The organism is Rhizobium sp. WYCCWR 11146 (assembly GCF_013591995.1).
GTDB classification, from domain to species: domain Bacteria; phylum Pseudomonadota; class Alphaproteobacteria; order Rhizobiales; family Rhizobiaceae; genus Rhizobium; species Rhizobium indicum.
In genome coordinates, this window is sequence record NZ_JACCEY010000022.1 from 272,240 (window position 1) to 285,631 (window position 13,392).

General features: G+C 60.5%; 11 protein-coding genes. All 11 read right to left on the reverse strand.

From position 1 onward, the window contains the following. Window positions 1–1,037: 1,037 nt before the first annotated feature. Window positions 1,038–1,949 (reverse strand): protein-L-isoaspartate O-methyltransferase, encoded by a 912-nt coding sequence (locus tag HX899_RS17325; protein ID WP_181292926.1) that lies wholly within the window; start codon window positions 1,947–1,949, stop codon window positions 1,038–1,040. A gap of 318 nt (window positions 1,950–2,267) precedes the next feature. Continuing rightward, window positions 2,268–2,777, reverse strand: coding sequence for a GNAT family N-acetyltransferase (locus HX899_RS17330; RefSeq protein WP_181292927.1), 510 nt, complete (start codon window positions 2,775–2,777; stop codon window positions 2,268–2,270). Window positions 2,778–2,925: 148 nt separating this feature from the next. Continuing rightward, complete coding sequence (locus tag HX899_RS17335) at window positions 2,926–3,996, reverse strand: ABC transporter ATP-binding protein (protein WP_181292928.1); 1,071 nt, start codon at window positions 3,994–3,996, stop codon at window positions 2,926–2,928. A 20-nt stretch (window positions 3,997–4,016) separates the two neighbouring features. Then, entirely contained in the window at window positions 4,017–5,537 is a 1,521-nt protein-coding gene (locus HX899_RS17340) for a DUF5060 domain-containing protein (RefSeq protein ID WP_181292929.1), read from the reverse strand. 34 nt (window positions 5,538–5,571) lie between these two features. Next, entirely contained in the window at window positions 5,572–6,456 is an 885-nt protein-coding gene (locus tag HX899_RS17345) for a carbohydrate ABC transporter permease (RefSeq protein WP_181292930.1), read from the reverse strand. After that, complete coding sequence (locus tag HX899_RS17350; RefSeq protein WP_011649152.1) at window positions 6,453–7,352, reverse strand: carbohydrate ABC transporter permease; 900 nt, start codon at window positions 7,350–7,352, stop codon at window positions 6,453–6,455. The genes HX899_RS17345 and HX899_RS17350 overlap by 4 nt, the downstream gene beginning before the upstream one ends. A 93-nt stretch (window positions 7,353–7,445) precedes the next feature. Further along, a complete protein-coding gene (locus tag HX899_RS17355; protein WP_130728166.1) occupies window positions 7,446–8,699 on the reverse strand; it encodes an ABC transporter substrate-binding protein in 1,254 nt (417 codons plus the stop codon). Between the two features lie 71 nt (window positions 8,700–8,770). After that, on the reverse strand, window positions 8,771–9,415 hold the full coding sequence (gene dhaL, locus HX899_RS17360) for a dihydroxyacetone kinase subunit DhaL (RefSeq protein WP_181292931.1): 645 nt from the start codon (window positions 9,413–9,415) through the stop codon (window positions 8,771–8,773). Between the two features lie 3 nt (window positions 9,416–9,418). Further along, window positions 9,419–10,423, reverse strand: a complete 1,005-nt coding sequence (locus HX899_RS17365; RefSeq protein WP_181292932.1) for a dihydroxyacetone kinase subunit DhaK — start codon at window positions 10,421–10,423, stop codon at window positions 9,419–9,421. A 56-nt stretch (window positions 10,424–10,479) separates the two neighbouring features. Then, a complete protein-coding gene (locus tag HX899_RS17370) occupies window positions 10,480–12,360 on the reverse strand; it encodes a hypothetical protein (RefSeq protein WP_181292933.1) in 1,881 nt (626 codons plus the stop codon). Continuing rightward, a complete protein-coding gene (locus tag HX899_RS17375; RefSeq protein WP_181292934.1) occupies window positions 12,357–13,391 on the reverse strand; it encodes a Gfo/Idh/MocA family protein in 1,035 nt (344 codons plus the stop codon). The genes HX899_RS17370 and HX899_RS17375 overlap by 4 nt, the downstream gene beginning before the upstream one ends. Window position 13,392 lies beyond the last annotated feature (1 nt).

The following is a 13,392-nucleotide window of genomic DNA, read 5'->3' on the forward strand; positions in this document are numbered from 1 at the left end:
GGGTATGCCCTTCGCCAATCGCCTCTGCCCTGACGAAAACCTGCTCCGGCAGAATGCTTCAATCTAACCCGGAAAGGCTCTAGCCCTGATCGCGTGCGAGTGAGGCTGCATTTGTCTGGCACTTCGTCTGCGACATCCGCGCAGCCACCAGGCTTGAATTCGTCGCATCGCAACACTACCTCGTGACAGACCGAAGCGCTTAACCCCTCCGAGCCGCTTCGGTCCGATGGACAGCCCTCCTCCTCCCAGGCTGTCGGTCACTATCGAAGCCCGGCGCACCTCTCCCGCGCCGGGCTTTTGTCATTCTGGCAATCGCCGCCGGACGGGCAACGATTCCTCCTTTTCCATTCGTGTCGATCCGGTCCTGGCGAGATGTGCCGACATCGGGGTATCCGGGGCCGGCGACTGGTTATCTGTGTCGCCAATTTGTGCCGCGACGGCGGCGCCGCCTTCAGCAGTGAGCGATGAGTGCTTGTTTCATGGGATCGCTGGCGAGCATGAGCCAAGGCACTGCCGATCAGCTATGGTGTGGCCGCGGCCGTTTGCTGATCTTTGCCACCGGTCTGAGCGGCGCCTTCCAGGAGGATGTGTCAAATGCCCTGGTCGGATCGCGTCGGCGTCGCGGAAACAGCAGGTCTGCTGTCGGCGCACCGTATCCCGCACATGCGGACCGCAGATTGCAACAAGCCGTCGGCGCTCAATCCCGTCTCGACCTCCGCCGGCGTGGCCGTCGCTCGGATCCTTGACGCCCTTGGTCCGATCATCAAAGATGAAGGCCGGCAAAAATTCAGCAGCAGACTTTCCGGGGTCGGAGAGGGCAGGGCGCAGGTGGCGAGCTTGCAAGGGTCTTTGAGATGGCCAAGTTCCGAGCCGGCTTTTGAGCGCGTTGCCACGCATGCTTAAGAAAGTGCGGCGAGCTGATCGCGTCGATCGAAAGGCAGGATGGCGCCGAGAACATCGAGCTCTTTGGCGAGCTGCGCCACATCGCTCTCGTTCCTCGCGGACGTCAGACAGTCGACTTTCGCGGCGCGGATGGTTCAGACGTCATCATAGCAGAGCGCCCATTGATCGCCGATATACCAGCAGCGTCCTATCCGCGGTTCCGTTTTCCAGAGCAGGCTTTTGACGAACTCGATGCCGCCGCGCCTGAATGCGGCTGTCAGCGCCTCGATCTCGTTGTCGTCGATCGACAATCCACCATTGGCGCAGACGAAATAGGCTGTGCCGATCCAACGCGCCGCAAATCCACTCTCGCCGCGCTCAATCCGAAGTGCAGCGCCATGGGATGCATGACGGCCGCCCTTCGGCGGTCGGTCCTGGCGCGGTACGCCGAGTGGCAGCACCAGGCGCCCTCCAGGCCGAAGCCTTTCGATCCAGGGTTCCGCGGGCCGCGCGACGGCAAAATTCACATAGACCGCATCCACCTGTTGCTGCGGCCATTGGCTGCCGTCGGCGTTAATGACGCTGACATTGGCCCGATCGGCAAGCGCTGTTTGAGCTTGGGCAGCCAGATCGGGATCCATCTCGACGGCGTAGACATGACCGGAAGCGCCGACAAGCTCCGAAAGAATGGCGCTGTAATAGCCGGTGCCGGCACCGATATGGGTTATGCGATCGCCGATTTGTATGTCCAGCTCCGCCAGGAGTCGGGCATGCAGCGAGGGACTACCATTGTTGACACCCTTCTCGGACTGCAGCGCGAATAGCACGTCCTGATAGGCCAGAACCAAGTCGGAGGAGGTGAGGGGGCGATACCCGCCGCCCAGATTGGCGATCTGCCATGGTGGAGCACCGAGAAATTTTTCGCGCGGGACGGTGGCAAAGGCAGCTTCAATCCGCGGGTTCGTCGTTGCGGCGGTTGCCGCCACCTGATGGGCGTAAGCGCGGCGGATCACCGCCAGTTCGTCGGCCGTGAACATCGCAGTCGGCATGGGCAAATCTCCCGGCATGGCTTTGATCCGTTTCTTTTTTACGTCCTTGCGGCTCCAAACCCATCTCTACCCCGAACGGTTGACTCACGGGGAAGGAACTCGTGACGGAAGCTAATTGTCACTTCTCTTCCGTTATGGAAAACTACGTTGTTACTTCATGAGGTTAATATTCCGCAGGCTGTAAAATTCAACTTCGTCGCCGCACATCAAAGTGTAGCTGCAAAGAGGCCGCATCGGCTTGTCGGTCCCTTGCAAACAGGCGACGCTGGGCAAGGCTGAACCGGTCCGGTCCGGTCCTTGGATGCCCAGCGCTCCCGCAGCGCCATCGAACAGGTTTCAGGCGTCGAGTATCGTGTGGTGCCTGGCGTCCACTCTGAAACGCTTCTTGATCCTGTCGACGGGCGTTCCATCCTGAAGCGGAACCTGGACCAGCCGGTCATAGGTCTCGAAGCCCAACTTTGCGTAATAGCCAAGGCCGCTGACATTGTCGGCGCGAATGGTGGCATTGATGAATTCGAGCCCGAGCTCTTCCGCCGCGGCTCGGGTTGCGGGGAAGAGAGCGCTGCCGGCGCCTCGGCTCCTCAGGTTCATGCGGGCAAAGGTCGCGATGTCGGCGAAGCCTTTCGGCGGATCGCCGTATAAGCTGAGCGATTGAAAGCCGACGAGCGACTGATCGTGCTCTGCAACATGGCAGGTAAGAGGAAACTCGCCGTCGATGAACCAGTCCGCGAACTCGGCAGCCGAAAGCGGCGTCTCGAGTGCGGTGGTTCCGCCGGCAAGGATGATTTCATTCAAAAGACTGCTCAGCTCCTCCGCGTCGGCGGAGACGGCTCTTCGAATGTGCATGTCTTGGCTACCTCATCTTGGACGAACAGCCTATCGGCGAGATCAGAGATTACAAGTCTCCAATTCGCTCCGAAGACGAGGAATCATCAAGAACTCCATGCCGTCAAATTCCGGTTCCGCGTTCGACGGACCTGCTGACGCGCCTTGTTCAGGCGTTCAGGCGTTGCTGCGTCTGCCGATCGAAGAAGTGAACCTTGGCCGTTTCGAAAGAAAGCTTTACCGGCTGTTCCGGCACCAGCTCGACACGTTCGCGAACGACCCATGTCAGCTCCCTGCCTTCGAGTTCCACGGCGACATGGGTTTCGGATCCCGTGGGTTCGACCACCTTGACCACGGCATCCACACCGTTTTCGCCACCGAAAGTGATGTCTTCGGGACGGATACCCAGCGTGAGCGGTCTGTTGGTGGAATTGGCTGGAGCCCGCGAAAGCGCTACGCGTGACCCACCCGGCAGCGACAATGCCGGCTTGCCTGCGCCCTCAAGAGTTCCCTCGAGAAAGTTCATCGCGGGGGAACCGAGGAAGCCGGCGACAAACATATTGCGCGGTCGGTCGTAGAGCTCGAGCGGACTGCCGATCTGTTCGACGCGACCGCCGTGGAGCACGACGATCTTGTCAGCCATGGTCATGGCCTCGATCTGGTCGTGGGTGACGTAAACGATCGTGGTCTTCAGGCGCTGGTGCAGAGCCTTGATCTCCGCTCTCATCTTCACGCGCAGTTTCGCATCCAGATTGGAGAGCGGCTCGTCGAAGAGAAAGACTTTCGGATCGCGAACGATGGCCCGGCCCATGGCGACGCGCTGTCGCTGTCCGCCCGACAGCTGAGCCGGCTTTCGATCGAGAAGCGGCTGCAATCCGAGAATTGCCGCAGCCTCACCGACCTTCTGTTCTATTTCCGGCCGCTTGGCACCGGCGAGCTCGAGCGCAAATCCCATGTTCTGGGAGACCGTCATCTGCGGGTACAACGCATAGTTCTGGAAGACCATCGCGATATCGCGATCCTTCGGCTGCAGATTGTTCACGACCCGGCCGTCAATGCTGATTTGACCGGCGGTGATATCCTCGAGCCCGGCAATCATGCGCAGCAATGTCGACTTGCCGCAGCCGGAGGGGCCGACGAGAATGGTGAATTCACCGTCGGCGATCTCGACGTCGACACCATGAATGATATCGACAGTGCCGAAGGATTTCTTGACGTTTCTGATGCTCAAGCCAGACATTTCGTACCCCTTGTCATCTTCTAGCGCTTCCTGCGCACGCGCAGCGCCTGGTACGGCTTGCGCGGAATTTTCACGCCGAAGGCCGCGTCCGGCTTGCCGCCGCGCACGACCGAGCCATGGCGCGTCGGATGCGGAACGGGAGCCGCCACCTTCTCCACCGGCGTGATCGTCATCTCCCAGGTGTCGATGAGATCGACATCATAATCGTCACCGTCCACGGGCAGACCCGTGGACCAGATCACCGGCTGATGCTCGCCGAAATAGATCAGGCGGAAATCGCCGTCGCCGTCGCGCGCGCCCGACACGCGGGACCAGGGCCATTCGCCGATGATGCCCAGCGGCTCGAGGCCGTGCTTGACATCGGCTTCCAGGAGGTCGCGGAGGAAGGCGATGCGCTTCCACGCTTCGCCGCGCAGTTCCCCGCCTTTGGCCCACCAGATCAGATCCTCGGGATGAGAATAGGTTTCGCCATGCCCGGCATAGCCGCCGCGCGCCATCGTAATCCAGAAGCGATGCACGAGCTCCTGCGCATTGAGATTGCCCCATGACTGCAGGATGTCGCCCTCATATTCCGGCTCGTCGTTGACGACAGGCTTGCCGTAGGCATCGCGCCATTCCTGTGTCCGCTTGACGTCAGGGTTTTGAATGCAGGTGTGCGTTACCCACGGCTTGCGATGATCGAAATTCGCCGTCACGTCGCCATTATGGATGGAGCGCAGGTGCTGGTAGGGGTCGTTCTCTTCCAAGATGTGGAAGTAGCGATCCCACTGCTCCATCGGCTTCGTATCGATGAGAAAATCATATTCATTGGCAAGCGACCACCAGACGTTCCGGTAGGCGGCGAGACGAGCGGCCAGATATTCGACATAGCGAAAATCCTGTTCGGCCGACATGTCGGCATAACCCCACCGGTCATAGGGGTGGAAGATGATGATATCGGCTTCGATCCCCAGCTGGCAGAGCGCTGCGACCTGCTTCTCGAAGTGCTGGAACGAGGCGGGGTTCGGACGATCGAAGTCTTCCTTTCCGTCCGCTCCGCGTTCGAAGGAGGCGTGCAGCGGCTCGTTGACGTTGTAGGGATAATACTTCGGAAACACGCCCATCCGCATCTTGTTGAAGCGGGCCTTCTTGAGGGTTTCGAGGGTCTGCTTCTGCATGTCGAGCGGCTGGTGCGTCCAGGCGTAGCAGGTCGTTCCGAAGGATAGGAACGGGGTGCCGTCCGCATAGGCGAAGTGGAATTTGTTGCGCACGCGCACCGGGCCGTGATTGCCGGCCGAAGGCTCGGTCGCGGTCAATGCGCCGGTCTTGCCGTCGAGTGCAGCAGTCTTGGAACGGGTCAGAAACGACCATTCGCCTTCGATGTCCGGCATGAAGCGGATACGGTAGGCTCCGTTGCCGTCATAGAAGCCCGGCACGCGGACTTCGCGGCTCTTGTGGGTGAACACGGCATCGAATGCCACGTCGAGATAGGGATTGCCGCCGGAGGGTCCATCAAAGGAGGCCTCGAACACGCCCCATTTTTCGACTGTTGCATCAGACATAGAATATTCTCCTCGTGAAATGCTTTTCGTGGCCCTAGCCTTTGACGGCGCCAGAGGTGAGGCCAGAGACGAAGTAACGCTGGAAGATGAGATAGACGATCGTTGCCGGCAGGACGGTCATCACGATGGCCGCATTGAGCTGGCCGTAATTGCTCGAGAACTGCCCCTGAAACGACATCAGGCCGAGCGGCAAGGTCCACATGTGCTGATCCTGGAGCAGCACCAGCGCCATGGCGAATTCGTTCCAGGTGGAGACGAAGTCGAGGATGAGCAGTGCGGCGAGCACGGGCAGGCACACCGGCAGAAAGATCCGTCTGAAGATGATGAAGTGGCTTGCACCGTCGATCAGTGCTGCTTCCGACAGCTCCTTGGGAATGCTCTTGAAGAAGCCGTGCAGGATGAAAACCTGATAGGGAACGCCGAAGGCGATGTAGGGAAGGATGACGCCGGGGTAGGTGTCGATCAGGCCGAGTGAATTCACCAGGGTAAAGAGCGGCGCAAGCATCACCTGGAAGGGGATCATCGTGCCGAACACGACGAGCAGCAGCAGGGCCTTGGTGATCTTCAGCTTGATCTTGGCCAGGGCATAGGCGGCCATCGCCGAAATGAACAGCCCGAGCGGCACCTTGATGACGGTGATGATGACGCTGTTGAAGAAGGAGTTTGCGAAGTTGCCGCGGCTCCATGCGGCGCTGTAGTTTTCGAAAGCGAGCTCGGTTGGCGGCACGAAGGCGCCCGTACCCGTCACCGCCGCCGGCGTCTTCAAGGAGGTGAAGACGATGAAGACGAATGGCGCGACCCAGACGAGCGCCACGATGACAAGCGTGATCCAGAGGCCGATCAGAATCGGATCCCGCTTCATCGACGATGGTTCGACCTGCAGATGCACTGCGGTCTGGTCGGTCGGTACTGCTGTCACGATTCAACCTCCTCGTGCTTCTGGGTCCATTTGAGATAGGGAATGACGACGGCCATGGTGATCAGCAGCAGCACGACCGAAATCGCCGCACCTCGTCCGAAATCGAAGATCTGCATCGCCTGCGTGAATGCCCAGAGCGCCAGCATCTGGGTGGACTGCGCCGGCCCGCCGCCGGTCAGGCCATAGACGATGTCGAAGGCCTTCAGGGAGGAGATGACGGAAAGAACGAGAACGATCGTGATCGTCGGGCGCAAGGCCGGCAATGTCACATGCTTGAACACCGCCCAGCGGCCGGCGCCATCGATGCGGGCGGCCTCGACGAGTGTCTGGGAGACGTTCTGCAGGCCCGCCAGGAACAGGACCATCGAGAAGCCAACCGTCTGCCAGAGATAGGCGACGAAGACCGAATAAAGGGCGATATCCCGGTTGCCCAGCCAGTCGTTGATCCAGCCTTGCATGCCCCACGAGGTGAGCAACTGGCTGAAAAGGCCGAAGAACGGATCGTACATCCACTTCCACATGGTGGCCACCGCGATCGGCGCGATGATGACAGGCAGATAGAAGATGGCCCTGAGGCCATTTCGGCCGAATATCTTCTGGTTGAGGCTGAGCGCCAGCAGCAGTCCGACCATCGGCGGGAAGATCAGGCTCATCAAGGTCCAGATCACCGTGTTGCGAAAGGCAACCCAGAACACAGGATCTCTTGTGAAAATCGCCTGGTAGTTCGCAATCCCCACGAATTGTCGATTGGGATCGAGCCCGTTCCATTTCTGAAAGCTCAGGATCACGACGTTGAGCATCGGGTAGAGCGCGAAGACCGCGTAAATCGCGAGTGCTGGCACGAGCAGGATGAGCGCTTGTACGCGCGGATCATGTGTCGATTGTCGAAGTGACATGCTTTCCTCCTGGCAGTGAAGCGGCTGCCAGCTGATGAAAGAATGTGCCGGTCGATCGACAGCTGGGTCGATCGACTGGCACCTCGGGAGGAATCAGGTTCGGCTTGCGATGAAGCTCTGCAGTTGCTTGGCGGCATCGGCCGGCTCGGTGTTGCCGGAAGCAACATCGTTGATGACCCGGAAGTACTCCGTCGTGACGTCGAGCGGGAACGCCTGGTCGCCGTTCATGTACACTTTGCCGTATTTCTGGAAGATCCCCAGCCATTCCGCCTCAAGCGGCTTCTGGTTGGCATATTGTACGTTCTTGTTGACGGAGGTCGAACTCAGCTGGCCGAGCAGGTCCTGCTGGACTTTCGTCGAGAGGAAGTAGTCGAGGAACTTCGCCGCTACGTCAGGGCTCTTGCTCTTGGTGCTGATGTAATTGTACTCGGCGAAACCGTAGAGACGATCGGTGTTGGTCGGGAAGGGGAAAATGCCGTAGTCGTCGAGATTGGCCCCGGAGCCGTTAAGCTGGCTGACCAGCCAGTCGCCTTCGAGCATCATCGCCGCACGGCCTGCGGTGAAGAGGCTATAGGACTGTTTGTTGTCGATGCCCATGAACGGCTGCAGCGTATAGTCCTTCGTCCACTTCGCAAACTCCGCGAAGGATTCCGTCGCACAGGGTTCCTTGGTCCAGTCCAGCGTCATCGCCTTCAGTGCATCGTGTTTCTCAGCACCGCACTTCGTTTCAAGGATGACGTCCATGAGGCGCATGACGTGCCAGTTGACCGTGCCGCCGAAGGTGAAGGCAGGGATGCCGGCAGCCTTCAGCTTATCGGCCGCGGCAAGGAATTCCTCGTAGGTCTTGGGCTCTTCCTTGATGCCGGCCTGTTCGAAAAGCTTCTTGTTGTAATAGACGGCCTCACCCTTGAAGGTGAAGGGGACGCCGTGTTTGCCGCCGGGATAGAGGTCGGCAAAAGCCGCTGCCGAGGGCAGCAATTCGTCGTTCCACTTATACTCGGCATAGTATTTGTCGAGGGGCAGGGACAGACCGGCCTTCACATACTCACCACCGAGACCGAGGCCGGCCCAGCTGAAATAAATATCGGGTCCCTTGTCGGAGCCAGCAGCGACACGCAAGGCGGTCTTGTGCTCGTCGACGGCGCGCTGAACGATCTCGACATGCGTCCCGGGGTTTGCCGCTTCGAAGTCCGTCGCCACCTTCTTCAGGGCCGTATTGGCGGCATTGTTGTCGAAGTTGAGGGTCCAGAGCGTGATGTCTTCAGCAAGAACCGGCGTGGCCGATAGTGACGCCACGGCGATCGCAACGATGCTCGCGGTCTTCAATTTCGCAGAAAGGGTCAGCATTACCGTCCTCCTCTTGTAAAGCCGGGCCCCTTGTTGCAGATAGTCATTGACATGTCAACTGGTATGATGAGCTAACCATCGTGGTGCTGAGCAAATTTGGCCATCGCGGCGATGATGATGACGGCCGAGGCGGAGCCGGGATCGATGTGCCCGATCACACGGTCCCCCAATCGCGAAGCCCGTCCCTTGGCCGCCGTCATGCTACTGGTCGCTTCGCAGCCCGTGCGCGCTGCCCGCTCGGCCGCCTCGAAGCATTGGGAGAGGGGCTTTCCTGACTGCCGGGCAGCGAGTGCTGCGTCAGCCGCGGGCCTCCAGGCGTCAACCATCGTCTTTTCACCAGGCTCGGCCTTTCCGCGTTCCTGGATTCCCTGTGCCATTGCCGCAAAGACACGCAGGAAATCGTCATCGCTCAATGTCTGCTTGTCTTTGGCGGCTGCTCCGGCGCGCATGAAGGCCGTGGCGTAGAGCGGGCCGGACGAAGCGCCGACCGCATTCAGGAATGCCTTAGCCGCGACGTTGAATGCGGTTGTTGGGGCAATCCCGGCGTCGAGCTCGCCGACCGCTTTCGCCGCGGCCTGGCAGCCTGCATCCATGGCAAGGCCATGATCTCCATCGCCGATGGCGCCGTCCAACGCGCAGAGATGGTCGCTCTCTGCCGCAATATCCTCGGCAATCCCGGCAAACATGCGCTGCAGGTCTTCGGTCGTAAACGTCATCGATTACCTCGCAAACATCGCGCAATCACAGGGGTGGTCGATCAATCGCTGAAGCTCGTCGTCGAGATGCATGATCGTGATCGACGCGCCTGCCATTTCGAGAGAGGTGCAGTAGTTTCCGACAAGCGATGTATGGATGACGAGCCCGGCATCGTCGAGCCGGGACTTCACGCGCCGCATCATGATGTAGAGTTCCATCATCGGCGTCGAACCCAGCGAATTGACGAGCACGGCGACACGATCGCCCCGGTCTGCTTTCATTTCGCTAAGAATGCTGTCCATGAGTTCGTCGGTCACCGCGTCGGCCGGCCTCAGAGGTTCGCGAGCCACGCCAGGCTCCCCATGGATGCCCATTCCGATCTCCATCTCCCCTTCGCCGATCAGGAAGTTTGGCCGGAGGGTCTGGGGCAGCGAACAGGGCGAGAGCGCCACACCCATCGTGTAGGTTCGCGCATTGGCATGGCGGGCCGCGCGCTCGACATCGTCAAACGAATAGAGAAGATCGCAGGCCGCGCCGGCGGCCTTGAAGATGAAGACGTTGCCCGCCACGCCCCGCCGCCTGTCTCGCTGATCGGCAGGGGCGGACGCCACATCATCCGTGGTGAGGACGGTGCGCACCTCGATCTCGTCAAGCGCCAGCATTTCGGCGGCCATGTCGAAGTTCATCACGTCGCCGGCATAGTTGCCATACATGAACAGGACACCGACGCCACCGTCGACCGCCATGGCGCAGGCGACAATCGGATCGGGCGGCGGCGAGGCGAAGACGTTGCCGATTGCGGCCGCGTCCGCCAGCCCCTTGCCGACAAACCCCAGAAATGTCGGTTCGTGCCCGGATCCACCACCGATGACCAGCCCGACCTTGCCCCGCCGTGGTCCGTTTCTGGCAATGATCGCGCGGGGCATGTCTTCTACCGCGTAGAGATGGCGTGGATGCGCCGCCAGGATCCCCTGCAGCATCTCATCGACGGCATCTGCGCCTGAATTGATAAGCTTCTTCGTCTTCACATCGATCCTCCCAAGAGCGAGTTCCGATCGCATAGATGCAGCTGCTCTGCTGGAGGTCAATCCGCCAGCGCGTGGTGTTCCAGCGGCAAGACGGCGACAGCCAATGGGTCAAGCAGCAGATCCCCGCTTGAGTCCTTCCCGGTCGGCCCGCATGCGCCGCAATCGACCTTTCGTTTTTCGCTCGTCAGATTGACGACGTAAAGCCTGGCGCCTGTAGTATCCCTTGCAACGAAAGACAGGACCTCGGAGGGAGAGGAGGAGACGCATTCCCGCCAGGTTGCACCAGCCAATTGACACAGTGTCCGCACGGTATCGAACAGCGGACGACGCCTGCCCGGTTCGATCGGTTCCCCCGGACCAGCGATCAGGCCGAACGGACCGGTCAAGGCTGATAACGTCAGGCATTCCAGATCGGCATCCAGCACTCGTATTGCATAACCGAACGCGAAGGCCTGTCCGAAGCGTCCATTATGGCGCGGGTCACGATTGGCCATCGGGATGCGTGCGCCCACCGGATTGTCCATCGTGCGGCTGCCATAGGGGTTCTGCCGCATCGGGATCGTCGACGGGCCGATCCGGTAGGGTTTGTCGCCGTAGATCGCACGCACCGACCGCGTGATGAAGGGCAGCGCTTCCAATGTCTGCATGACGCTGAGATCGTCGGCGGCGTGCACGATCGGATTGGTGCAGTGGCTGACGAAGTCGAGCTGCCCATCCGGGACGCGCTTCCGGTTGAGTTCGGTGAAATAGCTCAGCATGCCGCCGCCGATGCGAATGCCGGGAAAGGCGGCGCGGGCGGCGGTATAGACTTCATCCAGCGGCGGGCATTCCGGCCATTTGCTGCCGGGCGGCGTCGATTGCCGGTCGACGGATGGCGATATCATGATCGCATCGGGCCTGAATTCCGCGAGCTGCATCTGGCGGGCAATCTCGGAGGTCTCGCTCGCCGGGACCGATTTGCAGGGAAGGGCGATCTCCAGCGTCGAGCGGCCGCGATGGAGTGTGGCGATCGCAGCAAACCGCCTGAACGCCTCGACGCCGTGCCCGGCATCGGGATCGAAATGGAAGAGGAGTTCCTGGGGAGCGATCTCCGTCAGGACGGACTTTGCCGAGAGGCTCGCATCGGCCTCTTCGGGTGTAATGATCACGCCGATATCAGGCATGGTGCCGGTGCAGGACCCAAGTTCAAGTTTTATGGCGCCGCCTGACACCCCAGGAGAATGCCGTGTCGAGCCGCCGATATCCCTGATAACAAGCGACGTTTTCTGCCGGACAGGCTGATTGGCGGCAATCTGGTAGGGCCAGGGCAGGGCGAGCGGCCTGACATAGGTCTTATAGGATGCGTCCGACCAGTTCCTTTGATCTTCCATTTCAAAGGTGTCGCCCTCCATCCGGCATTCCGCCTGAACATCAGGCATGACCGTATGGGTGATGGCGCGCATGTCCTTGAACGGCTGCCAGGGCTCGATGACATCGGGAAACCGTGTCGCCACGATCTGCCCGCCGACATGCTCGACCGTCGCGAGTGAACCCGCCACGCCGACGATCGGATGCAGGATACAGAAGCCGCAGCGATTGGTCTCGAAGCCGGTTGCGGCGACGGCTTCGGCCTCGAAGTCGAGCCGGTCCGCATATCCGGTGATGCGAACATCGATGATGAGTTTGGTATCATCCGGTCCCTCGCAGCTGGCCCGATAGGCGACCGCGAAACGATCGTCACTCTGCTCGATCCGGAGATCAACAATTTCAGGGTTGTAGGTGCCCCAGTCCCGGTCGCGAACGAGGTATGAAATCGCTCGCAGCACCTCGGTCCCATCGTAGCGGATGGTGCGGAGGTTGCCGTTGGTGAGATCGGCTTCCAATTTTCCGGCTCTCAGCCGAACGGGCGGCGTTTCGGCGAAGCGAGTGCCGTAGAGCTGGAACGCATCGATCGTCATCGCAGCATGGCTCCGACGTCGATCGTCTGTCCTCTGGCCGCACTGTCATAGGCAGCCTCGACGAGCGCAAAAGTTTTCAGATTGTCGGCCCCTGACGTCGAGTGTTCGGCGCCGCGCTCCAACTGATCGACCCAATGCTGCTGGATCGCGTAGACGCTCTCCTGGATGTTGTGCCAGGGCCGCGAGGCCCATGACAGCAGCTTCGGCGACACGTCCGTGGTGATGGTGCCCCTGGCGTTGGTGATTTCCAGGCGGTAACCCTGGGTCAGACGGATCGTGCCCTCAGAACCGTCGAGCTCGATCAAGGTCTCGGGGAATGGCTCCCTGGAAAGCCTGGTGGCGTAGCTGACGTCGACGACCGATGTGGCGCCGTTTTCATGATCGAGCAGAATGGTCGCGACATCCTCGCCCTTGATTCCGGGATTGACCCGCTTGGTGCGGGCCGTGAGCGAGCGAACGTCGCCTAGGATATAGCGGGCGATGTCGAGCGTATGGATGCCGAGGTCTTCAATGATGAACCGCTCGCCCTCGGCCAGATAGGGCTGGCCGGAAAATACGTCGTAGGCCGAACGGAAGGAGAAGCGCCCCCAGAAGGGCGTGCCGATGCCATCCTCCTCGAGCGCCTTCCGCACCGCCTGGATCGGCGTCTGCCAGCGAAAGTTCTCGTGCACCATCAGCGGTATGCCGGCATTGCGACACGCCTCGACCATGGCCTTCGCGTCCGACAAGGTCTTGGCGAACGGCTTCTGGCAGATGGCCGGCACCTTGTTCCGAGCCGCCATTTCGACGAGAAAGCGATGGCTTTGGACCGTTGTGGCAATGTCGACGAAATCAAAACCGCCATCGGCGAACAAAGCCTCGGCATCGCCGTAGCGACGATCGATGCCGAACTGATCGCCGACGATCTTCAGCCGCTCCGGATCGCGATCGCAGATCGCGACGATGCCGGCGCCCCGAACGTCGTTCCAGGCATGCATCTGGTTGATCGCAAAGAAGCCGCAACCGATCAAAGCCCCTTTCAATTCCGTCATC